At 67.3% G+C, this 25,649-nt stretch carries 20 protein-coding genes; 8 read left to right on the top strand and 12 right to left on the bottom strand.

The features are described 5' to 3' along the window. The first annotated feature begins 12 nt into the window (after nt 1-12). From MUN33_RS12285 to brxD, 3 genes are read left to right on the top strand one after another with little or no spacing between them, the layout of a single operon-like run. Nucleotides 13-3,891: a DUF6079 family protein gene (locus MUN33_RS12285; RefSeq protein ID WP_244805207.1), complete on the top strand. Its 3,879-nt coding sequence runs from the start codon at nt 13-15 to the stop codon at nt 3,889-3,891. Continuing rightward, entirely contained in the window at nt 3,888-6,722 is a 2,835-nt protein-coding gene (gene pglZ, locus MUN33_RS12280; RefSeq protein ID WP_244805206.1) for a BREX-2 system phosphatase PglZ, read from the top strand. The genes MUN33_RS12285 and pglZ overlap by 4 nt, the downstream gene beginning before the upstream one ends. 12 nt (nt 6,723-6,734) lie before the next feature. Further along, nucleotides 6,735-8,030 carry a BREX system ATP-binding protein BrxD gene (gene brxD / locus MUN33_RS12275; protein ID WP_244805205.1) on the top strand — a complete coding sequence of 432 codons (1,296 nt, stop codon included), beginning with the start codon at nt 6,735-6,737 and terminating at the stop codon, nt 8,028-8,030. Nucleotides 8,031-8,047: 17 nt separating this feature from the next. Here the strand turns inward: brxD and MUN33_RS12270 are convergent, their stop codons facing one another. After that, nucleotides 8,048-8,356, bottom strand: a complete 309-nt coding sequence (locus MUN33_RS12270) for a helix-turn-helix transcriptional regulator (protein WP_244805204.1) — start codon at nt 8,354-8,356, stop codon at nt 8,048-8,050. Nucleotides 8,357-8,549: 193 nt separating this feature from the next. Then, nucleotides 8,550-9,554 (bottom strand): RelA/SpoT domain-containing protein, encoded by a 1,005-nt coding sequence (locus MUN33_RS12265; protein WP_244805203.1) that lies wholly within the window; start codon nt 9,552-9,554, stop codon nt 8,550-8,552. A gap of 185 nt (nt 9,555-9,739) precedes the next feature. Here MUN33_RS12265 and MUN33_RS12260 point away from each other — a divergent pair, with 185 nt between their 5' ends. Together MUN33_RS12260 and MUN33_RS12255 are read left to right on the top strand one after the other, a co-directional pair. Further along, entirely contained in the window at nt 9,740-11,971 is a 2,232-nt protein-coding gene (locus tag MUN33_RS12260; RefSeq protein WP_244805202.1) for a DEAD/DEAH box helicase, read from the top strand. Nucleotides 11,972-12,094: 123 nt separating this feature from the next. After that, nucleotides 12,095-13,045: a hypothetical protein gene (locus MUN33_RS12255; RefSeq protein WP_244805201.1), complete on the top strand. Its 951-nt coding sequence runs from the start codon at nt 12,095-12,097 to the stop codon at nt 13,043-13,045. A gap of 65 nt (nt 13,046-13,110) precedes the next feature. Here MUN33_RS12255 and MUN33_RS12250 read toward each other — a convergent pair whose 3' ends face one another. Genes MUN33_RS12250 through MUN33_RS12230 form a run of 5 tightly spaced genes read right to left on the bottom strand, consistent with a single transcriptional unit; the run spans nt 13,111 to nt 17,769 of the window. Next, nucleotides 13,111-13,788 carry a CoA transferase subunit B gene (locus MUN33_RS12250; protein ID WP_244805200.1) on the bottom strand — a complete coding sequence of 226 codons (678 nt, stop codon included), beginning with the start codon at nt 13,786-13,788 and terminating at the stop codon, nt 13,111-13,113. After that, on the bottom strand, nt 13,788-14,597 hold the full coding sequence (locus tag MUN33_RS12245) for a CoA transferase subunit A (RefSeq protein ID WP_244805199.1): 810 nt from the start codon (nt 14,595-14,597) through the stop codon (nt 13,788-13,790). The genes MUN33_RS12250 and MUN33_RS12245 overlap by 1 nt, the downstream gene beginning before the upstream one ends. Then, the gene (locus tag MUN33_RS12240; protein ID WP_244805198.1) at nt 14,594-14,959 is read right to left on the bottom strand and encodes an AtuA-related protein; all 366 of its coding nucleotides are present in this window, start codon (nt 14,957-14,959) and stop codon (nt 14,594-14,596) included. Before MUN33_RS12240 ends, MUN33_RS12245 begins: the two co-directional genes overlap by 4 nt. Next, the gene (locus MUN33_RS12235) at nt 14,956-16,314 is read right to left on the bottom strand and encodes an acyclic terpene utilization AtuA family protein (RefSeq protein WP_244805197.1); all 1,359 of its coding nucleotides are present in this window, start codon (nt 16,312-16,314) and stop codon (nt 14,956-14,958) included. Before MUN33_RS12235 ends, MUN33_RS12240 begins: the two co-directional genes overlap by 4 nt. Nucleotides 16,315-16,359: 45 nt before the next feature. Continuing rightward, a complete protein-coding gene (locus MUN33_RS12230) occupies nt 16,360-17,769 on the bottom strand; it encodes a CitMHS family transporter (RefSeq protein ID WP_244805196.1) in 1,410 nt (469 codons plus the stop codon). A 122-nt stretch (nt 17,770-17,891) separates the two neighbouring features. On the opposite strand from MUN33_RS12230, the gene MUN33_RS12225 reads away from it, so the two are divergent. Continuing rightward, nucleotides 17,892-18,857: a LysR family transcriptional regulator gene (locus MUN33_RS12225; protein WP_244805195.1), complete on the top strand. Its 966-nt coding sequence runs from the start codon at nt 17,892-17,894 to the stop codon at nt 18,855-18,857. On the opposite strand, the gene MUN33_RS12220 is transcribed toward MUN33_RS12225, so the two are convergent. Continuing rightward, a complete protein-coding gene (locus MUN33_RS12220; protein WP_244805194.1) occupies nt 18,846-19,118 on the bottom strand; it encodes a PucR family transcriptional regulator in 273 nt (90 codons plus the stop codon). The genes MUN33_RS12225 and MUN33_RS12220 overlap by 12 nt on opposite strands. A 75-nt stretch (nt 19,119-19,193) precedes the next feature. Here MUN33_RS12220 and MUN33_RS12215 point away from each other — a divergent pair, with 75 nt between their 5' ends. Beyond that, a complete protein-coding gene (locus tag MUN33_RS12215) occupies nt 19,194-20,165 on the top strand; it encodes a CE1 family esterase (protein ID WP_244805193.1) in 972 nt (323 codons plus the stop codon). Nucleotides 20,166-20,350: 185 nt separating this feature from the next. Further along, the gene (locus MUN33_RS12210; RefSeq protein ID WP_244805192.1) at nt 20,351-21,379 is read left to right on the top strand and encodes an ABC transporter substrate-binding protein; all 1,029 of its coding nucleotides are present in this window, start codon (nt 20,351-20,353) and stop codon (nt 21,377-21,379) included. Nucleotides 21,380-21,502: 123 nt separating this feature from the next. Here MUN33_RS12210 and MUN33_RS12205 read toward each other — a convergent pair whose 3' ends face one another. The 4 genes from MUN33_RS12205 to map form a co-directional block, all read right to left on the bottom strand. Then, nucleotides 21,503-22,945, bottom strand: a complete 1,443-nt coding sequence (locus tag MUN33_RS12205) for a hypothetical protein (protein ID WP_244805191.1) — start codon at nt 22,943-22,945, stop codon at nt 21,503-21,505. A gap of 226 nt (nt 22,946-23,171) precedes the next feature. Beyond that, nucleotides 23,172-23,732 (bottom strand): hypothetical protein, encoded by a 561-nt coding sequence (locus MUN33_RS12200; RefSeq protein WP_244805190.1) that lies wholly within the window; start codon nt 23,730-23,732, stop codon nt 23,172-23,174. 394 nt (nt 23,733-24,126) lie between these two features. Beyond that, the gene (locus MUN33_RS12195; protein WP_244805189.1) at nt 24,127-24,720 is read right to left on the bottom strand and encodes a carboxymuconolactone decarboxylase family protein; all 594 of its coding nucleotides are present in this window, start codon (nt 24,718-24,720) and stop codon (nt 24,127-24,129) included. A 38-nt stretch (nt 24,721-24,758) separates the two neighbouring features. Next, nucleotides 24,759-25,643, bottom strand: coding sequence for a type I methionyl aminopeptidase (map, locus tag MUN33_RS12190; RefSeq protein WP_244805188.1), 885 nt, complete (start codon nt 25,641-25,643; stop codon nt 24,759-24,761). Nucleotides 25,644-25,649 lie beyond the last annotated feature (6 nt).

Raw genomic sequence — 25,649 nt, 5'->3', positions numbered from 1 at the left:
GAAGGACACACCATGGCATTCACCCTCCCCGGAGCCTCCTCCGGCGCCCCGCTGCTCGGCGAGATCTTCGACATCCCCGACTCCGCCGGGGACACCTTCGTCCTGAAGCTGTCCGACTCCGTCAGCGACCACGACAAGCTCGCCGCCACCATCGCCAGCTACGTCATCACCGACGAGATCGCCGCCAACCTCGACGCCGCCCTCGGCTACGTCGACCGAGCGCTGACCACCGGAAACAACCAGGGCGTGTACCTCTCCGGGTCGTTCGGCTCCGGTAAATCCCACTTCATGGCCGTGCTGTTCGCCATGCTCGCCAACGAGCCCGCCGCCCGCGACGACGCCGACCTGCAGCCCCTGATCACCCGGCACACCGGCGACGGCGGTGCCATCGGGCACAGCCTGCTGCAGCTCCCGTTCCACTTCCTGGACTCCCACAGCATCGAAGACACCATCTTCCGCGGCTACCTCTCCCACATGGAACGCCTGCACCCCGGAGAAACACTGCCGGTGCTGCACTCCGCCGAAGGTCTCTTCGCCGACGCCGACGCCACCCGCAAGGCCATGGGGGACGACGCCTTCTTCAGCGCCCTCAACTCCTCCACTTCAGGAACCTCGACGGCTGCCGACTCCAGCGGTATCGACTTCGGTGCCCTCCTCGGCGCCGCCGGTGCCGACCCGGCAGTGTCCGCGACCGGCGGATCCACCTGGGACGCGGCGTCCTACCAGGCCGCCCGCGCCACCACCGCCTCCGAGGAGCAGCGCCGCAGCCTCTCGACCGCGCTGACCGACACCCTGTTCAGCTCCTACCGCACCCACTCCGAGTGGGTCCCGCTGGCCGACGGCCTGGCGGAGATCGCCCGCCATGCCCGTACCGTCGGCTACGAGGGCATCGTCCTGTTCCTCGACGAGCTGATCCTCTGGCTGATGTTCATGCGCTCCGCCGAGGCCTTCAACAACGAGGCACAGAAGCTCACCCTGCTGGTGGAGTCCGGCAAGGGCCAGCTGGACATCCCCATCGTCTCCTTCATCGCCCGCCAGTACGACCTGGCCACCTGGAAGGACTCCTCCATGGAGGCCGGCCGGGAGCTCGAGGCGCGCCGCCAGTCCTTCAAGCACCAGGAGGGCCGGTTCAACACCATCGAGCTCGGCAGCCGCAACCTGCCGATGATCGCCAAGAAGCGACTGCTCCGCCCCGTCGACGACACCGCCCAGCTGAAGCTGACGAAGGCCTTCACCGACCTGCGGCTGAACCCGGAGGTGATGAACGTCCTGCTCGACGGGGTCAACACCGACGAGAACCACCGGGCCTCGGACGCCGACCGCTTCGAGATGACCTTCCCCTTCTCCCCCGTGCTCATCGACACGTTGATCAACCTGTCGGCGATCATGCAGCGTGAGCGCACCGCGCTGAAGGTCATGGAGACCATGCTCATCGACAAGAAGCACTCCATGCGCATCGACTCGGTCATTCCGGTGGGCGACGCCTTCGACTACCTCATGGCCGGCAACGACCGGATGGGCAACGACGCCGCCCGCCGCTTCGCCCTGGGCAAGTCCTTCTGGAACGACAAGCTGCGTCCGCTGATCCTCAAGACCAACGACCTTCCCGGCGACACCTCCGACGCCGACGTCGCCGACACCCCCGCTGGCGCTGAACTACGCATCGGCAAGACCCTGGTGCTGGCCTCCATCGCCCCGGAGGCGCCCGCCCTGAAACAGCTGACCGCCTCACGGTTGGCGCACCTGAACCACGGTTCCATCCGCACACCGTTCCCCGGACACGACGTGGGCATCGCCCTGAACCACGTACGCCGCTGGGCCGCCGAGTTCCCCGAGATCATCATCGGCTCCGGCAAGGACCCGGTCATCAGCCTCAAACTGGAGGAGGTCAACTGGGAGGCCGTCGTCGCCCAGGCACAGGCCCAGGACACCCCCGGACGCCGTGAGCGCAAGATCAAGAACCTGCTCACGGACTACTTCGGGCTCACCGGGGTCGACGTCGCCAGTGACGGCTCCTACACCCGGACGGTCACCTGGCGTGGCACCGAACGCCGTGTGGAGTTCGTCTTCGGCAACGTGCGCAACGAAGCCGACCTGCCCGAGCACTTCTTCACCCCCGGGGTCGACGGTGCCCTGCGGTTGGTCGTCGACTACCCATTCGACGAACCGAACCATTCCGTGGCCGAGGACCACAGCCGCGTCACCCAGCTGACCACCACACTGACGGACTCCCCCTTCACGGTGGTGTGGCTGCCCCACTTCCTGTCCGGCGAACGCATGGAGAAGCTCGGTGAGCTGGTCATCATCGACCACCTGCTCACCGAGGCCGGCTGGCGCGACCACACGGTCAACGTCGCCGCCGACGACCGTGAGGCGATCCGCCAGATGCTCAAGCAGCGGCAGGCGTCCCTGACCAACCAGCTCGCCCTCTGGCTGACCAGTGTGTACGGCGTGGACAAGGGCGAGGAGTTCGCCATCGGCCAGGAGCCGCTGAAGTCACTGGACCCGGCCCTGAAGGTGTCCAAGCAGGCCGGCATGTCCCTGGCCGACGCCACCGACAAACTCATCACCGGGCTCTTCGACCAGAAGTTCCCCGACCACCCGCGTTACGACTCCGAGCGCCCACTGAGCCGCTCGGAGTTCGACAAGGTCGTCGACGTCCTGCGTACCGCCGCAGCCCACAAGGACGGCCGCGCGGACATCCCCGCCGACGCACGCAAGGCATGCCGCACGATCCTGCCTGCACTCGACTTCGCCTCGGTCCATGAATCCCACCTGGTGTTCACCGCGGACAACGCCGGCTCCCGCATCAACGGTGACATCCCCCAGGCACTGCGCGCCTCCGGACACGATCTGTCACAGCCGGTGAGCGTGCAGGCCGTGGAGAACGCGGTGGCCTCGCTGAACCCGAACGCCGGACTGACCCAGCTGACCCGGCGGTTGTACGTGTGCGCCTGGGCCGCGATGACCAACCGTTCCTGGGTGGACCACTCCCGCGAGATCGAGGCACCCGGCCTGCGCGACCTCGACTACCGCATGGAACTGCGTCCCGTGGTGCTGCCTGACCTGGCGGCCTGGGAGACCGCCCTGGTTGTCGCCGCCCAGCTGTTCGGCTCGCTGGTGGGCAGCCACTGCACCGCGGCGAATCTGCGGACCCTGCAGTCCTCCCTCGCCGAGGCAGTCGAGGAATACCGGCTCGACGCCGCCCGCTACAGCGAGACCCTCGGGGTGGTCTCCCGGCAGCTCGGCGTGACCGCCCCCACCAAACGTTCACGCCTGGCCGACGACACCAGCGCCCTGCTGGACGCGCTCCACCGCGACCGGGCGGACGCCCTGGCCCTGGTCGACCAGCTCGCCGCCGCCCGAACCGCAGACGAGCGCATCCTCGGCGCCACCGTCTCCGAGGCCACCGCCGGTCTGGCCAATGCCCGCCAGGCGGCTGCGGCGCTGAAGAAGCTCACGGCCAACGGCTCCACCGCCCTGTCCGTCCCGGCCGCCTACGCCGCGTCCCACCAGGGCGGTGACGACAAGGGTGCCTCGGTGATCCTGTCCTCCCTGCGCGACGCACTGGCCAACCACGAGTTCACCTCCCCGGTGGACAAGGCCGTGGACCGCTTCTTCGCCGACCGGTCCACCTGGGAGACCGCGATCATCGAACAGTCGCCCGCGCCGCAGGCCGTACCACAGCCCGTGCCGGAGCCCGTGGCACCGGAACCGGCCCAGCACGCGACTGACGGCGCCGACAGCGTCACCCGCGAACCCCGTCCCGCTCGGGGGAACCTGCTGGACGAGGAGGTCACCTCCGACAACCTGGCCTCGTTCGGCGCCCGGTTGGACGGGTTGTTGAAGGACAACCCCAAGGTGCGGGTCACCGTGGAGGTCGTCGAATGAGTGCCGCCCGGCTACCGGTGCGCCGCCGCGACATCGACGAGCAGATCAGTTACCTGCTCAGCAAGAACCGTCACGACGCGGTCGTGCTGATGCAGAGCCCCACGCCCTGGGACGGCCCGGAACGCTACCGGCGCCCGGACGGCTCCACCGTGGACGTCCACCGTGCCGCCACCCCCCTGGCGCTGCGTTGGGTGCTGACCCGCCTGGACCGGGACGTGCCCTGGCACTTCGTGGTCACCCCCCTCGGCGACGACGACCTGGTCTCCGACATGCGCGACCGGTTGACCCCTTACACCGCCGTACAGCTGGTCAACCCCACCCGCAGTCTGCTGGGCGCGTTCTCCGCCACCAGTGTGGTGCCCGGGACCATCGCCCAGGGCGACATCCCCGACACCCTGGCCTTCCTGGACGAGTTCACCACCTCGGTCGCACCGGCGCCGGCCGGGGTCGTCACCCCGGACCACCTGGCCTCCCAGGTACTGGCGATCGGCCTGGGCTGGACCTTCGGCCCCCGGAACCTCAGTCTCACCGACCTGGTGGAATGGTCGGTCTCCCCCCACGCCACCGAACGCTGGGACCGACTGGTCACCGGACTCCCGGCCGGCGTCCGCGCCGCGGCGCTGGACTGGCTCGGCCGGTCACTGTCCTCCCAGGCAGGTGCCGCACTACGCTACCTGCAGGCCAACGGACCCGGGGGGTTGCTCACCTGGGGACTCGCCGCCGAGGTCCTGACCGTCGACCCCGCCGCCACCGCCGACGAGGCAGCGGCGCGCCAGGAGGCCACCACCGCCTTCCGGATCAGGACGACGACCGGCACGACGACCGCCGACGAACGTGGACACTGGGCGTCCGCCGCCGTCGCCGCGGTCCACCGTGTGACCCGGGACGGACGGTCACCGGACACGCTGATCCGCGAGGCTGAACAGCTGGTCACCGGGGACGACCAGCTCAACGCGGAATCGCTGCTGCACCTGTCCTCGGTGTGCCCCGGTGGGTTCGCCGTGCGCATCGAACGTGTCGCCACGGCCCTGGCCGCCATGGTGACCGGTGGACCGACCGCGGCCTCCGCCACCGTCCGGCCGGTCTACGCCGCACTGCGTTCCGCACGCGACCACCGTGACGGAGACGCAGGCCGTGGTGGCGACCGGGACATCACCAGTGCCGACGCCGCCGTACGTCTGTGGCAGTGGCTGCACACCCTCGACACATCCCCCGCCACCCCGGGCGGCCTGTCCGGGTGGCTACGGGAACAACGCGGATCGCTGAGCTGGGTGAACATGTGCATCAACGCCGCGTGGCGGGAGCAGAGCTCCACTGCACTGCACCGGGTCACTCGCGCCGTCGCCGAGCAGGCACGGACGGCGGTCCGGGACCGCGACCGTGCCTTCGCCGCGGTGGCCTCGCACAGCGGCGCCTCACGGGATCTCGCCGGCCCTGCCCTGCTCATCGAGGACGTCCTCGACACGGTGGTCAAGCCCCTGCTGGTCACCGGCGGTTCCGTCCAGCCGGTGCTGTTGCTGGTCCTGGACGGCATGTCGACCGCGGCGGCCAACCAGCTGCTGCACTCGGTCGACACGACCTTCCACGGCCGGTGGCACGAGCTCGCCGCCGAGAACGAGGACCTGGCCACCGCGCTCGCCGTCTACCCCACCGTGACCACGAAGTCGCGGACCAGCCTGCTCTCCGGGCAACTGGCCACCGGCGGTCAGGACGTGGAGAAGCGCGGCCTGTCCGACTGGTTCCGCTCCGCGGTGAAGGGCATGCGGGGAGCCGGCGAGGCCGTCCTGTTCCACAAAGCCGACCTGGAGATGCAGGCCACCTCCGTCACCGGACGCGACGGCATCGCACCGCTGGTGGAGGATACCGCCGCGCACCCGTTGGTCGCCGCCGTGCTCAACACCATCGACGACGCCCTGGACAAGTCCGACCCCATCGACCGGCAGTGGTCCGTGGACGACATCACCCACCTGCGGGTACTGCTGCAGGCCGCTGGACGGGCCGGTCGCACCGTGGTGATGGTCTCCGACCACGGGCACGTCGTCGACCGTGGCCAGAGCGCACCGTCGCCCCTCGGCGGCAACAGCGCCCGGTGGCGCTACGCCGACGCCGGCACGTCCGCCACAGAGGAAGCAGCCGACCGGGAGGTCGTCGTCCAGGGTGACCGGGTGCTCACCGACGACCACCGGGCCTTCCTCGCCGTCGACGAGGACCTGCGCTACACCGCCCGTAAGGCCGGCTACCACGGCGGACTGTCCCTGGCCGAGGCATCCGTCCCCGTGATCGTGCTGAGCCAGCAGCCCGAGCAGCTGCAGTACCGCATGCGTGACACCATGCCGCTGGTGGAGATGGACGAGACCATGCGGCACCCCGGGTGGTGGGAGCTCCGCGAGGACTTCTTCGAGATCAGCGGCGGGACCGACGCCGACGCGCCGGAGACGTCCCCCGCTCCCACCGACCAGGACGGCCTGTTCGCCCTGGACGTCGCACCGGTCACCAGCGGCCCGGTGCTGTTCACGGGTCTGGAGACCAACCCCGGGTTCGTCTCACAGGTCGCCGAGACCCCGATCACGGGGCAGGACGCCGCCAGCATCGCCGACATCCTGCGTACCATCGGCGCGAACAACGACACACTGCCCCACGTCCAGCTGCAGCAGATGCTGGGGCTGAGCAACATCCAGTTCCGCGGCACGGTGACCAGACTCAAGCGCATACTGAACATCGACGGTGTCGAGGTGATCGCCAACCGCGGCGGCGACATCACCCTGAACTCCGAACAGCTCATCCAGCAGTTCGGACTCCGGGTGCGCACCGGCACAACCACGGGACGGTAACGGAGTACAGACATGGGCAGGCATTCCAACGGCGGGCTGTCACCGGCCAGGCGACGCAACATCCTCAGCGCCCTGAGGCGCGGAACCGTGCCGGCAGACGGACTCGACCAGCTCGCCGTCGGGCTGGACCACCTCAGCGCGGTGGTCGGTGACGAGCTGTCGTCCGTGGCCGGGGGCGCCGGGATGTTCAAGGCTGTCCGTGGTGAGTACGGCTCGGGGAAGACCTTCGCCGCGCGGTGGATCGAGCAGCGCGCCTTGGCCGCCGACTTCGCCGTCGCAGAGGTGCAGATCTCCGAGACGGACACCCCACTGCACAAGCTCGAGACCGTGTACCGACGCACCACCGAGGAGCTGCGCACCACCGCCTCCCCCACGCGCGCCTTCCGTGACGTCCTGGACGCGTGGCTGGCGGCGGTGGACGCCGACGCCGAGAACTCCGGACGCGACCGCGGCGAGGTCATCGACGAGCGGTTGTCCTCCGTGGCCCAGGTGGCGCCGGTGTTCCCGCTGGCACTACGCGGCTACCTGCGCGCGGTGGAGGACGACGACGTAGAGATGGCGGACGGGCTGGCCGCCTGGCTGGGCGGGCAGAGCAACGTCAGTTCGTCGGTGAAACGCTACGCCGGGATCAAGGGGGAACTCGACAAGTTCACCGCCACCGGCTTCCTGCGCGGCCTGGTGGAGATCCTGCGCGGATCCGGCCACTCCGGGCTGCTGCTCGTGCTCGACGAGGTGGAGACGCTGCAGCGCATGCGCACCGACACCCGGGAGAAGTCGCTCAACGCCCTGCGCCAGTGGCTCGACGAGATCAGCAACGACCGCTATCCGGGGCTCTACCTGCTGATCACCGGCACCACCGCGTTCTTCGAGGGAGGTCAGGGCATCAAGCGACTGCAACCGTTGTACGACCGCCTGCGGGTCGACTTCTCCGGTGACCCACGGTGGGACAACCCCCGGGATGTACAGATCCGGCTACGGAGTTTCGACCACGACCGCCTGGTCGCCGTGGGGCGCCGGGTGCGGGACATCTTCGTCGACGGACTACCGGAGGATGTCGCCGAGCGGGTCGACTCGGCGGTGGACGACAGCTACATCACCGATCTCGCCGACTCCGTGGCCGGCGAGCTCGGCGGACGGGTCGGGGTGGCACCCCGGATCTTCCTGCGCACCGTGGTCGACGTGCTCGACCGGGTGGAGCTGCACCCGGACTTCTCCCCACGGGAGCACTACACGGTGACGGTGAACCCGTCAGACAGGCAGGACGCGGTCGGCGAACCGACGACAGACCCCGACGACATCGAGTTCTAGGAACGTTTCCGGGGCCGTCAGGGGCGCTCGAATGCCAGACGCAGCCCCACCGCTTCCCCGAGGCGTGCCAAAGTATCCAGGGTGGGATTGTGCACGCCTCGCTCGATTCTGCTGATCTCCGACTGCTGCACCCCGACGATCCCGGACACGTCAGACTGCGAGAGCTTCAGTTCCTTCCTCGCCTCGGCGAGAGTGCTCCCGAGCCGAGCCCGCTCCTCGACCTCCGCCCTCACCGCGGTCGCGACCACGGCATGGACCTCACGGGTGGATTTCGACCATGAGGCACGGTCCGCGGCCATGCGGTCCTCGAATGAAACCGAAGCCATCGCCCGGCCTTTCCTCGAAATTGCACCCCGCAATTATTTTACCTCTCTTCATCATGCGTATTATCTCCTTGAAGACGCAATACAGCCCGTTACGGGCTTTTAAGAATATCAATGAACCGGCACCTCTACGCCCGAAACACGCACTCTTTAACCGATCGCGTTCCGAACGTGGTTAATAAATAGAGCCGCCAATCTATATACCCTCAACATACTCCCGAAAGACCTGACAGTCGAGAAAATAGTTCGGATATACCGATCTCACCATCTCCATATCCTTTGCAGATACCGAAACTGCATTTACGTCAGGGTCAGCCTCTAATTCCAAGTATTTATTCTCAGCATCATCCGAAGAAATATACGGAAATATCCTGGCCTCGCTCCCCGAAAGCGCCACGACGAAGTAGTTTCCGACGATTTCAACATCGTGGTGACTTCTCACATAGTCAACAGAACTCCAACCGCGCAGAGTTCCAGAAACGTCGAGGTGGCTCGATAGCGCTCTAATCTGCCTATCCACCTCGCTTGGAGACCATTGAGGAAGGACCCGCTCCGTACCTTCAGCCCTAGCGATATTGTCCGAAACGAGAACAAAGAACTTTTTCCAATTATCGTTACCGTGACTACGCTTTAGCATCGACCCACTCATCAAGTCAACCGCCTCAACAGTCGTCGCCCAATAGTGCATCAATCTCGTCCGCACCTGCGTTTCAATCTGCATTCCACGATACTCTGGTTTTCTGTCGGAGTCATACTTGGATATGAGGTGAATTCCTCGATAACCAGAGTTCTTAGGCTTTTCCAGATAATCTTTCTTTCTTTTTACGGCATGTGTCCTTGTCGCTCCTTTCTCCAAAAATTCAGCCACCATACGCACCTCCGCAATGGACCCTACAACAACTCGGCAACCCCCGATGTCCTGCATCGAAGAGAGGTCACTAACAATTCCTTCCTCAAGCTTACTTACGATAGTCGGCATCTTCTTAGTCCTGGAAGCTATTAAGTACTCATCGATAAAAAATGGGAGTTTCGTATTCAGGTAGGAACGAATAACCCAAGTCGGGTAGGCATGGGACGAACGCCAGTTCGCCGCGACTGAGGATGCATGGGGTTTGGATATTCCCTGTACCTCCTTGCCTGCGAGAACTTTCCCTGCTCGCCGAACTTCGCCTTTTGAGTATTTTGGTGATGTGTAGGTCATGACGACAAGGTTAACATACAGCCCTCGCATTAGTTCAGACTTCACTTATCTCTCGAGCACTGATTCCTACCGGAGCCAGCTCTAACCCTGCGGCCCCCTATGGGGCCCCTATCCGCTCCTTCCAGTGGGTTTCCCACCCAGCTCGATCTCCTTCAGAAGACCAATCATCGCGTAAGGTCTCCCACGTGCCCGGCTTCAGCTCCCTCCATCCGATCCTCCAGCACCACATCGTCTCCACGTTGGGGTGGCCGGGGCTACGCCCACTCCAGGAGGAGTCCGTCGCACCACTGACCGCAGCTGACGACGCCCTCCTGCTCGCCCCCACCGCCGGCGGCAAGACCGAGGCCGCGTCCTTCCCCGTCCTCTCCAGGATGACCACGGAGGACTGGCACGGGGTATCGGTGCTCTACATCTGCCCGCTGAAGGCGCTTCTCAACAATCTCGAGGAACGGCTCCGCCTGTACGGCAGCTGGATCGGTCGCACCGTCGGAGTCTGGCACGGGGACGTCACCTCGTCGGCCCGCCGGAGGATGCAGACCACCGAACGCCCCGACATCCTGCTGACCACCCCGGAATCGTTGGAGTCGATGATGGTCTCCACCGGGGTGAACCACCGCGACTTCCTCGGCGACGTGCAGACCGTGATCATCGACGAGGTCCACGCCTTCGCCGGCGACGACCGTGGCTGGCACCTCTCCGCCGTCCTGGCCCGACTCGAACACGCGGTGGGTCACCGGGTGCAACGCATCGGCATGTCCGCCACCGTGGGGAACCCCGACTCTCTGTTGGAATGGCTGCAGGGCGGCCCCCGCGCCGCCGCCGCCCGCACCGGCCGGGTCATCGCCCCTGGCGTCGTCCTTCCCGGGGCCGGGGTCTCCCCCGCCAGCGGCCCCGACGCCCCCGAGATCCGGGTCGACCGACTGGGCGACATGTCCCAGGTCGCCACCCTGCTGTCGAAGCTGTACGTGGGGGAAAAACGCCTCGTCTTCGTCGACTCCCGCAAGAACGTGGAGGTGCTCGGCAACCTCCTCGACGAGCTCGGGGTCACGGTGTTCCTCTCGCACTCGTCCCTGTCCGCAGCCGAACGTGCCCGGTCCGAAGCGGCATTCGCCGAGGAGACCGACTGCGTGATCGTCGCGACCTCCACCCTGGAGCTCGGCATCGACATCGGCAATCTCGACCGGGTGATCCAGGTCGGCGCGCCCCGCACCGTGTCCTCCTTCCTGCAACGGCTCGGACGAACCGGACGACGGCCGGGGACGTCCCGGAACTGTCTGTTCATCGCACTACCGTCCGACAGCGTCCGGGGCGACGAAGACACGATGCTGCTGCAGATCCTCGGGCTGCTCTCGGCGTGGGCGGTCGGTTTCGTGGAACCGGTGACCGCGCCGCCGGTGCCGCTGCACATTGCCGCGCAGCAGTTCCTCGCCGCCGCGTTGTCCGACGGAGCCATCGACACCGACAACTGGCGGGAGATCTGGGCCGGCACCCACCTGATGGACAGTGACGTCCTCGAGTGCGACGCACAGGAGGTCCTCGACCACCTCGTCACCACCGGCATGCTCGGCACCGACGGCTCCCTGGCGTTCATCGGTGAAGCGGCAGAGAAGGAGTTCGGCCGTCGACACTTCATGTCCCTGTTGTCTGCCTTCACCTCACCTCCGCTGTTCACCGTCCTCGACGGCCGGTCGGACATCGGTGTCGTGGAGGACCGGCTCATCGCCTCGCTGAAAGAAGCCGACGACGAGTCCGGTGACGGGCGCGGCGGCATGGTCATCGCGCTGGCCGGGCGGAACTGGCGGATCCGCCACATCGACTACAATCGCCGGGTCGTGTACGTCGAGCCGTCGACGACCGCGGGGATGGCACGGTGGGGATCGTCCGGGCCGTCCTTCGGCTATGCGGTTGCGCAGGGGATGCGCAGGGTGATCCTGGGAGAGCACCCGGACGGCGTGCAGCTGACGCGGCGGGCGACCGAAGCACTGGACGGAATCCGGCACTGGTGGGGTCCCACCGTCAGCACCACATCCGAGGCGGTCTTCCTGCCGAGCGGTCAGGCCAACCGCGACCAGGCCGAATGGTGGGACTGGGCCGGCACCGGGCGCAACCACCAGCTCATCGCCGCACTCGGTGCGTCGGCGGCGCGCGGATTCGACGTACCGGCCGGGGGCCACGCGGACACGGCCGGTTCGGCCCTGGCACCTCTGGACCAGGCGGGACGCTACGACCGGGTACGTGTCTTCCCCGACGACACGTCCGCGGGCATCCGGGAGCGACTCGACTGGTACGACGCCCTGCCTGCGAATTCCCGTCCACTGCCCTACGTCAGCCCGAAGGCCGTGTACGGCCTGAAGTTCAGTGCCGCGCTCCCCGAGGAGACTGCGCGGATGATCCTTGCCCGGCGGATGGAGCGGTAAGCCCGGGCGCCGACGGGACACGGAGGCTCTGAAGGGGTGCCCGCGATCAGCGAAACTAACTTTCCTTCACCCCCGAAGCGTTAATCCTGAGTAACTCACAGCAGCACTTTTCAGGAGAGGTTCATGACCACATACCCCACCCCACGTAGGTATCGGAGCGCATTCTTGGCAGCAGCTGCCACGACCGCTCTCATCCTCACCGCGTGCAGCGGCGATGGTTCCGGCGACACACCTGCCAGCACCAGCTCACCAGCAACGACAGCTCCCTCAACGTCCCTTGTCGACGCCGAAGTCGGTAAGGAGATCAGCGATGACGGAGCGACGTGGACAATCCACAGCATCAGTAGGAATGCGGAGTGCGACTACGGCTCGGTCGATCAACCGCAGACCGGTTTCGAGCTCGTCCAGTTCCGCGCCGGCGTACACAACGAGCACGCCGGTAACGCATTCGTGTTCGAGCCGACCGATGTCGTCGCTGAGAACGGAGAACCGATCGAATGGCCCGAGGAGTTGCGTGGCAGTGGTGGATTCTGTGAACCAGCCCCGGGAGACGACGGGTACATCAACTGGGACGATGACGTGGAGGCTGGCACCCAGACCTTCGTGTACGGTGCTTTCGCCGTCCCGGAGAATACCGGGTTCATGAGCATCCGCGGCCACAAGTTCGCGATCCCGGAGGACTACATCGACGACGTCGAAGGGCCCGGTGAGGAGCCGGGACCGGAACCTTCCACAGAGCAGGTACCAGAGCAGGTACCAGCAGAACCGCACAGTGAGCCCTCGTCGATCTGGGCCCCGACCGGTGAAGGCTACCAATGCCCGCAGACCGACGCGTACGTCTGGGATCCGGCGAACTGCACACCGGAGAACCTCGGAGCCGGTCCCCTCCCGGACCCCGCCACTGTCCCGATTCCCGACGGTGGCACGTGCCCTGCCGCCATCTGCGGTTACGGTCATGATGAGAACGGAAACCCCAACCCTAGTTCCGGGGAGTTGCAGACCCAGGACGGGTGTGAGGAAGGGTATATCACCGACCCCGAGCTCTGCGCCGCGGTCGGACGACCTCTCGGATAGCGAGGCTGTCCACCCACCTCCAGGACCACCCCTCGAGGGTGCTCACGGAGCGGCGCTGCCGTGCGCTACCGCTCCAACTCCGCCCCGGTCGCCGCGACGACGTCCTCCACCGTCACACCCGGCGCGACGTCCCGCAGAACCAGACGTCCACCCTGCCCCGGCCCACCGGCACCGGCACTGGCACCCGCGTCACCGTCGCGGACCACGTCGATGACCGCCAGGTCGGTGATGATGCGGTCGACCACTCCCTGTCCGGTCAACGGCAGTGTGCATTCGGGCAGGATCTTCGGTGAGCCGTCCTTGGCGACGTGGTTCATCAGCACGATCACTTTCCGGGCGCCGTGGACGAGGTCCATGGCCCCGCCCATGCCCTTGACCATTGCGCCGGGCACCATCCAGTTGGCCAGGTCCCCGTGGCGGGAGACCTGCATGCCGCCGAGCACGGCGACGTCGACGTGTCCCCCGCGGATCATGCCGAAGGAGAGGGAGGAGTCGAAGAACGCCGCTCCGGGGTTCACGGTCACGGTCTCCTTGCCGGCGTTGATGAGGTCGGGGTCGAGTTCCGTCGGTGTCGGGTACGGCCCGGTGCCGAGAATGCCGTTCTCGCTGTGCAGGACGACGTGCACGCCGTCGGGCAGGTGGTTGGGGATCAGTGTGGGCATGCCGATGCCGAGGTTCACGTACTGCCCGGTCTCCAGTTCCCGGGCGGCGCGGGCCGCCATCTGTTCTTTCGTCCAGCCCATCAGTTCTGCTCGCTTTCGTGGTTGTTGTCGCGGACGGTGCGCTTCTCGATCCGCTTCTCCTGTGGGCCGGTCTCCACGATGCGTTCGACGAAGATGCCGGGCAGGTGGACCTGTACCGGGTCGATCTCGCCGGGTTCGACGAGGTGTTCCACCTCGGCGATGGTGACGGTGCCGGCCATGGCGCACAGGGGGTTGAAGTTCATCGCGGACTTGGCGAACACCAGGTTGCCCTCGGTGTCGCCGATCTCCGCGTGGACCAGGGCGACGTCGGCGGGCAGTGCCTCTTCCAGGACGTAGCGGCGCCCGCCGAACTCGCGGACCTCCTTGGGTGGGGACGCCACCGCCACCGAGCCGTCCTGCCGGTACTTCCACGGCAGTCCGCCGTCGGCGATGGGGGTGCCCACGCCGGCGGGTGTGTAGAAGGCGGGGACGCCGACGCCGGCGGCGCGCAGTTTCTCGGCGAGCGTGCCCTGCGGGGTGAGTTCGACCTCGAGTTCACCGGCGAGGTACTGGCGGGCGAACTCCCGGTTCTCCCCCACGTACGAGGCGACGACGCGGCGTACCTGGCGGTTGTTGAGCAGCAGGCCCAGTCCCCAGTCGTCGACGCCGCAGTTGTTGGAGTAGATCTCCAGGTCGCCGACGCCGGTGTCGACGAGTGCGGCGATGAGGCGGTCGGGGATGCCGTTGAGTCCGAAGCCGCCGACGGCGAGGCGGGCACCGTGGGTGATGTCGCGGACGGCGTTCTCCGGTGTCGCGACGACTTTCGCCGCGGGGCCACCGGAGTACGCGGGGCGGGTAGGGTCGGTCATCGTCGTTCTCCTTCTGAGGTGTGGTCTGCCACGTGGTCCGGGGTGCCGTGCCCACCGACGGGGAGGGTGAGCATGTGGTAGCTGAGTGTCTTGCCGTGTCCGTCCAGGACCGGCGAACCGGTGACTCCGCCGCCGAGTACCCCGCGCAGTTCGCAGACGAAGGATTCGACGGCGGTCACGTCGCGGACGGTGACGTCGCGCACCTCGCACCGGAAGTGTTCCGCCACCGCGTCCTCGGTGAGCCGTGTGCGCAGGTGGTCGTAGTCCTGCCGGGTGCGGGGCAGGACGGCGACGATGAGGGTGTCACCTTTGTCGCCGGTGCGCGCGTCGGCGTAGTGGTCGAGCGTGGCGTGGGTGTTCATCGGTGGTCTCCTTTCACGGTGTCGACCCGGGCGGTGACCCGGTCGCGTGGCAGCAGTGCCGAGCGGACTGCCAGAACCTCGCTGCTGGAGGTCCGCGCTCCGCCTCCGGCGGCGGGTCCGGCGCAGTAGAGGGCCTCGACCTCCCAGCCGATCGCGTGTGCCTGGGCGTGGGTGTCCACCCGCCCGGCGACCCGCATGCGGACCTCCGGTGGTTCGGGACGGTCCGTGGTCGGCATCATGCCGCGGAAGGCCGCACCGTCGCCGATGAACTCCACGCTGAGTGCCGCCGGGTCGAGGCCGTGGACGACGTCGAGGCGGTGGCGCACGATGTCCCAGGCCAGTTCCGCGCGCTGGCGTGCCCGTGGTCCGGCGTAGGAGATCTGCCCTTCGCCGAGCCAGCCGCCCCGGAAGCCGAGGGTGACCTTCAACGTCTCGGTGCGTGGCCGCCCGCCGGCACCGCTGACCCGGACAGCGTCCTCACCGACCTCCTCGATGCGCACGCCGGAGAAGTCGGCTGTCACGTCCGGGGTGAGGTAGGCCGAGGGGTCGCCGACCTCGTAGAGCATCTGTTCGCGCACCGTCTGCCGGGTGAGGGTCCCGCCGGTGTCCGCCAGCTTGCCGAGCACCGCGGTACCGTCGTCGCCGACGTCGGCGAACGGGAAGCCCAGATCCCCCATACCCGCAACGGGCTTGGTCACCGGGTCGGCGAAGTAGCCGCCGGTGACCTGCCCGGCGCATTCCAGCAGGTGCCCGACGAACGTCCCGGCCCCCAGACGCCCCCAGTCGTCGAGGGCCCACCCGAACTCGTGCACCATCGGGGCCAGGAACAGGGACGGGTCCGCCAGCCGTCCGGTGACGATGACGTCCGCCCCCGTCCCGAACGCCGGCAGGACGTGTTCGACGCCGAGGTAGGCGTGCGCCGACACCAGGCCCGCGTCGTCGGCGGACAGCGGCGCACCGGTCTCCCACACCTCCGGGTCGCCGGAACGGACCTCGGACAGCACGCTGTCGCCGGTCAGGTACGCCACCGTGACCGTCCGGTCCGGCACCACCTCGGCGGCGACACGCGCGACCAGCCGCGCGGCGGCCTCGGGATTGGCCGCACCCGAGTTCGTCACCACGGTGGTCCCCTGCGCGACCGTGTACGGCAGGACCGCACGCATCCGTGTCTCCAGCAGCGGGTCGTAGCCGGCCTCCGGGTCGGCGAGCCGGCGGAGCTGCCCGGCGGCCACCGTGCGCTCCCCCAGGCACTCGAACACGAGGTAGTCGAGGTTGCCGTCCTCGGCGAGTTTCACCGCCGGGTCGAGTCGGTCACCGGCGAACCCCGCACCGGATCCGATTCTGATGGTTGTCATCGAAAGAACTCTCCTATGTCGTCGGAACGTCGGAACGTCAGAACATCAGAACGTCAGGGCACCGGTGAGCACGGCGGTCACGGTAATCACCAGGGTGGTTCCCCAGGCCCAGAGGAACGTGAAACGCTGGTGTTTGCCCAGTTCGACCTTCGCCATGCCGATCAGGATGAACGTGGAGGCCGTCAGCGGGCTCAGCGGGAAACCGGTGGTCATCTGCCCGGAGATCGCACCGCGGGCGATCATCGCCGGGTCGACCCCCATGACCTCGGCGGTGTGGGCGAACACCGGCATCACACCGAAGTAGAACGCGTCCGGGGTGAACACCAGGCTCAACGGCATCGACACGACCGCCACCAGGACCGGCAGCACACCGCCGAAGCTCTCCGGGATCACGTCCGCCAGGGTCCGCGCCATGTTCTCGATCATGCCGGTGTTGCCCAGCACACCGGTGAATACCCCGGCGGCGAACACCATGGACGTCACCAGGACCACGTTCGCCCCGTGGTCCCGGAACAGCTGCTGCTGGTCCCTCCACTTCGGGATGTTCACGCACGCCGCGACGGTGAACGCCACGATGAAGCAGACCTCCATCGGTACCGTGTGGGTGAACAGGACCGCCACCAGTGCGAGGGTGAGGACCACGTTGACGGCCATCCGCCACCGCGGCACGCCGTGGTCGCGCCGGGCGTGGTCGTCGTCCGCGTGCGCCTCGTCGGCAGGGGACGCGTCGGCCGGGGTCCAGTCCGCATCGGTGCCGTCGCCTGCGGAGCCCACGGAGACTGGGGCGACCGGGGCGACCGGGGCGGGGGCCACTGCCGGGGCCGCTGCGTCCAGGGTGATCGTCCCCAACCGTTTCCGCTCCATACGCCCGATGATGTAGCTGGCGACGAGCACCCACAGCCCACCGGCAATCATCGGGACGACCATCGGGACGAAGACCTCCGAGGCCGTGAGGTCGAGGGCGGCCATGGCGCGCAACGTGGGGCCTCCCCAGGGCAGCATGTTCATCAGACCGGCGCCGAGGGCGACGATGGCGGTGAGCGCCAGCGGCCGCATCCCGATGCGTCGGTAGACCGGCAGGAACGCCGACAGGGTGATCAGGAAGGTCGCCGCACCGTCGCCGTCGAGGTGGACGCACATGGTGACCAGCGCGGTACCGATCGCGATCTTGACCGGGTCGCCCTTGGCCCACCCGACGATACGTCGGATCAGCGGGTCGAACAGGCCGGCCTCCATCATGACCGCGAAGAACAGGATGGCGAAGGTCATCATCACCGCGATGGGGGCGACCTGCAGGAGGCCGTCGCCGATGAACTCGCCCAGATCGCCCCCTCGCCCGGCGAGGACAGCGAAGATGATCGGCACGAGTACCAGACCCACCAGGACCGACGTCCGGGTGAACAGGGTGAGCGCCAGGAAGATCCCCACCGTGAGGAATCCGAACAGAGCAAGCACGTGGCTCTCCAATCGACGTAACCACCGGCCCACGTCCTGTGACGTGGGTCGCATGAACGACCTCATTATCGCCAGGCAGATTTAGTTGCGTCAAACAACAATCTTGCATATATTGTTGCATTGTGAGGATAAATGAGGTCACGGTGGAGCAGATGCGGGTCATCGTCTGCATCGCGGAACAGGGCGGCTTCACCCCCGCCGCCGACCGGTTGAGCCAGTCCCAGTCCTCGTTGAGCCGGATCGTCTCCCAGGTCGAGAAAGCCGCGTCGACCCGCCTGTTCGAGCGGACCACGAGGAGCTTCTCCCTCACCGACACCGGCGCGGAGTTCCTGCGCGGCGCGCGGGTCATCCTGGAGACCTACGACCGGGAGATGAACAACTTCTCCGGCTACCTCAGCGGCCCCGCCGGACAACTGAGGTTGGCGACCCTGCCGTCACTGGCGGCGACCCTGCTGCCGAACTTCATCGACCGGTTCCGCCGGTCCTTCCCCAATGTCGGCGTCGACCTCCGGGACCTCATGGCGGCGAACATCGTCGAGGAATGCCGCTACGGCACGGTGGACCTCGCCATCACCGCCGAGGACCCCGAACTCGTCGGCACCCTGCCGGAGCACTTCCGGTTCTCCCCCGTCGCCGAGGAACGGTTCGCCTGCATCCTGCCGGCCACCCATCCGCTGGCGCAGAAACCCGGTATCGACTGGGCCGACCTGGCCGGTCGCTCGTTCGTCTCCTTCACCGAGGCCAGCTCGGTGCGCCGCATCACCGACCGTGAGCTCGCGGCACGCGGCATCCTGCCCTCCCAGACCGTGACCGCCGGGACGATCTCCGCGGTCGCCGGACTGTGTGCGGCGAACCTCGGCATCTCCGCCGTGCCCGGCTTCGTGATCCCGATGACCCGTGTGTCCGGGGTCGTCCTCCGCCCGTTCCGCGGAGAACCCGTCACCCGCAGGATCGGCGTTCTGGTCGACACCACCCGCACCCTGTCGCCCGCCGCCGCGGAGTTCCTGGCCCTCATCACCACCACACCTCCACAGGACGTGCCACTCCCCGACTACACGACCTGGACACCGCCGGATTCAGCGCCGTAACCCGAGCTGCAACTCCGTCAACAACCGGTCCCCGGGATCCCCCAGGTCCAGCCCCGACAACTGCTGGGCACGGTCCACCCGGTACCGCAACGTATTCGGGTGCACCGTCAGCACGGCGGCGGCGTCCCGGACATTCATGCCTGCGGCGAGGTACGCCTCCAGGCTCTCCACGAGCGACGTCCCGTGGTCGTCGTCGTAGTCCCGGACCCGTGCGAACCGCGGGTCCGCGAGCTCCGGGTGCCCGCCCAGCAACGCGAACACCTCCCCACCGCCCTGCTGTACCGTGTGGGTACACGGGCAGTCGCCGACACCACTCCAGCCCCCAGGGGGTGACCGATGGGCAGCACCGACCCGACACGCGGGTGCGGCCGAGCGGCGGTCGCCGGCGCACTCCTGACGACGGCGTTGTCCGTGGCCGCCTGCACGTCCGCCCCACATCCGGGTCGCGACGGCGGTGTCACCTCCCACTCCACCACCGTCGACGGCATCGAGCGCACCTGGACCGTCTACACGCCCGCCCGGGAAGGTGCGGCGTCCCGCCCCATGCCGGTCGTCCTGGTGATCCACGGCACCGGGGACACCGGGGACGGCATCCGGTCCGGCATCGGCCCCGATCTCGAGGAGACCGCTGACCGGGAGAACGTCGTCGTCGCCTACGTCGACGGTCACCGCAACAACTGGAACGAGTGCCGCACCGCCGGCGACTGGCCTGCCAAGGCAAGCAACCTCGACGACGTCGGGCTGATGCGCACCGTCGTGGAGGACATTCACCGCGACCTCGGGCCGGACACCGTCGACGTCGACCGCACCTTCGCCATCGGGTTCTCCAGCGGCGGGAGCATGGCCCAGCGGCTGGCCTTCGAGGCCCCGGACCTGGTCTCCGGCATCGCCTCGGTGAACGCGAACATCCCGGTCGACGACAACCTGGCCTGCACGGACTCCGGTGAGCCGGTGCCGGTGATCTTCATCCAGGGCCGTGAGGACCCGATGAACCCCTTCGACGGCGGCGAGGTCGTGGTCGGCGCCGGCCCCTCCGCCGAGAGCCGGGGCGAGGTCCGCTCGGCCCGGGACAGCGCCGGGTGGTTCGCCTCCTGCAACGGCTGGCCCGTCGGCAGGACTCCGGCGACCGTGCGCGACGGTGACGCCGAGATCACGACGTGGGACGGCGACCACCCGGTCCGGCTCATCGCCGTGGAGCACAGCGGCCACTCCTTCCCCACCGCCACCGGGCGCTGGGGCAACGACGGCGGTGCGCGCTTCGACGGACCGGGGGCGATCTGGGAGTTCTTCGCTGGCCTGGACAGATGATGCCCGCGTAGAGCCGCTGTCCGGGCCGCAACGGTGGGGGTACGCCGGTGTCACACCCTTGTCGGCGACGTTTCGCCTGTAGTAGGTTTGGCTCGGCCTACCAGAAGTTACCGTAGGCTACAGTTACTAGTTCGTCGTTCAGACAACAGCCCAGCCCTCCACCGGGCAGACAGGAACACCCCGCCATGCTGCACACCGCCCGCCGACTCCCCTCACGCTCGCTCCGCCGGACGCTCGCCGCCACAGCCCTGGTCGGCGGCCTCGTCCTCACCGGGTGCACCTCCGAGGACTCCGGATCGGAGTCCGACTCCGGCAACGGCACCTCCGACAGCGCCGGCGCCGAGCAGTCCGAGGTCACCATCGAGAACATGTACGGCGAGGCCACCTACCACACCAACCCGGAGAAGGTCGTGGCCATCGGCACGGCGGTGGACAGCCTCCTGGCCCTGGGCATCACCCCGGACGTCATCGTCGAGCGCGGCGACGACGCCGACGCCGACTGGAAGAACCCCCAGCTCGACGGCGTCGAGCGCATCCCGATGTCCGAGGAGTTCCCCCTCGAGGAGGTCGTGGCACACGACCCGGACCTCGTCGTCGGCGACACCTACCGGATCAAGGAGGACGCCTACAACGAGTTGTCGAAGGTCACCGACGTGCTGCCGGGTATGGACCAGGACGCCAACTGGGAGCCGCAGCTGAAGGCACTGGCCGAGATCTACGGCATGGAGGACAAGGCCCAGGAGGTCATCGACGCCGACGAGGAGGCTTTCGCCGCGGTGCGCGAGGAACTGCCGGGCCTGGAGGGCAAGACAGCCCTGACCGTGCAGGACCGTGGTGGCCAGTTCGTCGCCATCGCAGGTGAGGACAACATCGCCAACAAGTTCTACTCACGGCTGGGCATGACGCTGCCCGCCTCCTTCACCGACGGTTCGCTGAAGATCGAGGCCGGCCGTGCGCCCATCTCGTACGAGCGGGTCTCCGACCTGGCGGCGAACTTCATGGGCATGTACGCCACCGAGGGCATGGACAAGATCCGCGCCATCCCGGGCTACGACCAGTTGCCGCAGGTCGCCTCCGGTGCCGTCGTGGAGGACAACAAGGCGGTGATGGCCGCGTTGAACATCCCCTCGTCGCTGTCGAACGCGTGGCTGCTGGAGCAGCTCCGCGACCAGCTGGAGATCGTCGACGGTGAGGATCCGGTCGACGCCCAGTAACGCCCACGCTGAGCACCCACGCTGAAAGCCCGGGGCGATGTCGGTTTTTCATGGTGAGAACCGACAGTGCCCCGGGCTTTCAGCGTAGGCGTCGCGACGCCGGGCGGACCGACGTCGCGCAGCCTACCGGATGACCTTCTTCACGGTCGTGGCTTTTTCCCCGAGGAACTGCCGACGGAAGTAGGTCTCCAGCAGGGAGCCACCCGTACGGCCCGCTCCCCTCGTGCCCCGCTTCCCGCCGAACAATGAGCTCGCCGACGCCTGCTTGCCGTGCGGGCTACCAGCACCCTTCTGCCCGCCACCGCCGAGTGGAGCGGCCCCGGCACCTCCCGCACCACCGGCGCGGCGACCGTGATTCCCCTGGCCTTGTCCGGACGGCACCATCCCTCCCCCGGCCCCGGGACCGGCGCCCCGTGCCCCTGCACCGTTCTGGGAGCTGCTGGCACCTGGACCCGTGTGCGGGCCGGCCCCCGCACCCGGCCCCGCCGAGGGAACGCCGGTGCCGACACCGGTCATCGCCCGTGGGAGCAACGGCTGGGGAACCCTGCCCGGCACACCCCGGGTACCTCCTTGCGGCCCCGTGGTCGCCATCGCCTGCCGTCCGGTACCGACACCTTGTCCTCCTGCGGTCGGCGCACCCGGGCGCACAGGGGTCACCGAGGCTGGCGTGGCTGCCTGGGCTGCACCGGGTGTGCCGTGGACTGCTCCGGCAGGCCCGGTCACCGTGTTGCCGACCGGAGCCGCCTGCGTAGCACCTGCGGGGGCGGTTGCGACCTGCCCGGTCTGCGGGGTGACGCCATTGGGCTGCGCGGCCGCCTGGGTTGCACCGGGGGCGGTCGCACCACCTGCGACCTGGGTGATCGTCTCCTGAGCTGCCAGTGTATCGGCACCACCGGCGTGCAGGGAGCCGCCACCGGTGTGGTTGGCCACCGGGACCGAGAGGTTCGTGACCATGGGGCGCGCGGTATCCAGTGCGGGCTGCAGGTACCCGGCCACGAAGGCGGCGACCTGAGCCTGGGATTTCGCGGCGACAGCGGCGGCCCCCGTACCTCCGGTGGCGGCCCCTGCCGCTGCAGCTTCAGCTGCGAGCTCTGCTTCCATGGCGATGAGCTGGGCATGCGCCGCCGCCCTGATGGGTGGCAACTGCAGCATGGAACTCGCCATGGCGGTGGAGTTCGCCGCAACGGTCGCACATTGGGTGGAGACCGTCGTGATGGCACGCTCTGCCATGTGGAACGCGCTGCCTTCCGTGGTCCCGGCGAGGATCGCGGCGGCACTCTGCAGTGACTCCGAGGCCTGTAGCATGCGTTTGCTGGCCGAGGCCCAGGATTCGGATGCCGCGATGATACCGCTGTCGTCTCCGGCGAACATGGCCGTGAGCGCCTTCAATGGTGTCGCCGCCTCGACTGCAGCGACAGGCGGCACGTAGGCAAGGTCGAGCACCGGGATTTCCGGACGCGGGGGCATCCCGAACTGGACCTCCTTCTCCGGGGCGTCGGTAAAGTTCAGCATCCCGGTGAAGGCATCCACGGACAGGTACTCCTGCTCCGTCAGTGCACGGATCAACGGCGCTAACGAATCATGCAGCCACTGGACGTTCGTAGTCGCAGCATTCGTGGCAACGAGCAGCGATCCTGGATGGCCCCCGAGATAGGACACATACTGCGCCGCCACCGCACCGAGGGCCGGGGATGTCGTGAACGATGCCGAAACGGCCCCCATGTTTCCACCAACACGCAGACTGCTCCCTGCCTCGATAACTTTTCGAACGACAATAGACAGGCTATCAGCATCAAACTTCAAACTCATCATTCCCCCCAGTTAAATTAACGCCAACCTGAAGAGCTCGCATTGAATTAATGCAACCCCCTTCATCGCCAGCCATGGACGATGTCGCCACCGCGGAGTATCCATGGAAAGCCTCATCAAGTATAGCAACGCACCCCAACGAAGAAAACAGATCGGACGGGACTGCAGTCAGAAAGCCGTCCCTGTAATCACTTGGAGAAATTTGAAATCCTTTATAAACGGAACGGTCATTCACAAATCCAAACTCGAATCCAAAAGAAGAGAATACACCCTCACTATCTGACAAAAAGCCACAAAGTGTGAGCCCCGTACCCACCTCAGTGTCCACAATCACCTCCACCCCAAGCTCCCCCATCCTCCGGAGCACCTCGGGATTGCACGGGTCGGGCATGTCCTCCCACTGCGGCAGTAGTGCCCGATCCCCGATCGGTTCCAGAGCAACCGGCTGCCCCACGAACCGCTGCGACTCGTAGACCAGCTTCTCCAGCGGATCAGCCGGTTCTGTCTCGAACCAGAGCCCCGTGTGCCCCTCCGGCTGCAGCATCCGGCCGTCCTCAGACACCACCGGCTCCGCAATCACCCCCTGGGCCACATGCCCCCGGCCCGGCGCCACCGACTCGATTCCGCCAGCATCGGCACCTCCAGCCTGCACCCCGGTAACAGAGGCACCCTCCTCCCCTTGCCCCGGATCTCCCCCAGCCGACGAACACGCCGTCACCAACAGCACAAGGACCAGCACCACCAACGCGCACGGCACCACAAGCAACCGGTGCGAACCGTCATCCCCCACAACAGAATCCTGGTGGACCATAGGCCCCACCCCACCCCTTCTCGATATCCCAGGGGACCGTTCCCCACAGCCCCCGCCCACACCCCGTCGGGTCAGACCCACACAGGGTAACCCACATCCACGACAACGTCCAGAGGCAAAACTACGGTTACCGGTTCCTCTTACGGTCGACCGGCGTACCCAGCACCGACAGTGCCGTCGCAAGCCCGGCGTAGTTCGTCACCAGCATCACCAACGCCACGATCTCCCGGTCCGACAGGTAGCTCGCCAACGCCGACCACGTCGACTCGTCCACCTCGCCCTCCAGGACGATCTGCTCGGCGGCATCGAGGATCACACCGCGCCGCCGGGTCTGCCCGTGTGACTCACCCTCCATCGCCGTGATCTCCTCAGCACTCAGCCCCACCGAGGCACCGAGCTTCCGGTGGTGCGCCGCCTCGTACTCCGACCCCTTGAGGTGAGCCACCCGCAGGATCACCAGCTCGGTCTCCTTGCGCGACAGGTAGCCGAAAGGCATCATCGTCGCCGAGTAGACCAGCCACGGCACGAACATCCTCCGTGCCCGCCCGATCGTGGAGAACACCCCCATGGTCTCCGTCCCCTGGACCTTCGCCCCGATGCGGGCGATCAGGTGGTTGACCACACCGGTCTCCCGCATCCCCGGGACCTTCTCACCGGGGCGCACCATCCTGGTCGGCCCCTCTGTCGACGTCGCCGTTGATTCCGCGTGAGATGCGTTCATACCCCAACACACTACCGGAGTCGCCGACGCCGGACGTGCTATTTCGCGGTCTGGTCCTTCTCGTCCTGGCGCAGCGTCAGCACGTCCACGCCACTCTCGGTGACGACCATCGTGTGCTCGAACTGGGCAGACCACTTCCCGTCCCTGTTCTGCACCGTCCAGTCGTCGTCCCAGATGTCGTAGGGCAGGTCGCCCAGGTTGAGCATCGGCTCGATCGTCAGCGTCATCCCCGGCTCCAGGACCGTGTTGTAGGACGGTTCGTCGTGGTGCAGCACCACCAGGCCGTTGTGGAACGTCGGCCCCACGCCGTGACCGGTGAAGTCGCGGACCACGGAGTAGCCGAAGCGTTTCGCGTAGGCCTCGATCACCCGCCCGATCACGTTGATCTCCCGGCCCGGCTTCACCGCCTTGATACCACGCCACATCGCCGCATAGGTGCGCTCAACGAGCAGACGGTGCTCCTCGGCGACGTCCCCGGCGAGGAACGTGGCATTGGTGTCCCCGTGGACGCCGTTCTTGTAGGCGGTGACGTCGATGTTCACGATGTCACCGTCCTGCACCACCGTGCTGTCGGGGATGCCGTGGCAGACGATCTCGTTGAGGCTGATGCAGGTGGCCTTCGGGAAGCCACGGTACCCGAGGCAGGACGGGTACGCGCCGTGGTCACACATGTACTCGTGTGCCACCCGGTCGATCTCGTCGGTCGTCACACCGGGCGCCACCACGGCGCCGGCGGCCGACAGCGCGCCCGCGGCGATCCTCGACGACTCGCGCATCGCCTCGACGACCTCCGGGGTCTGGATCCACGGCTCGCCGACATTCTCCCGGACGGAGTCCTTCCACACGTACTCAGGACGTTCGATGCCGTCCGGGACGTGACGGATCGGGGTGGGTGTGCCGGGGGTCAGAAGCGCTCTACTCATGGGGTC

Source organism: Corynebacterium kalidii (genome assembly GCF_022869005.1).
Lineage (GTDB): Bacteria > Actinomycetota > Actinomycetes > Mycobacteriales > Mycobacteriaceae > Corynebacterium > Corynebacterium kalidii.
The sequence above is the reverse complement of the archived record's forward strand: the minus strand, read 5'-3'. Positions and strand labels throughout refer to the sequence as shown.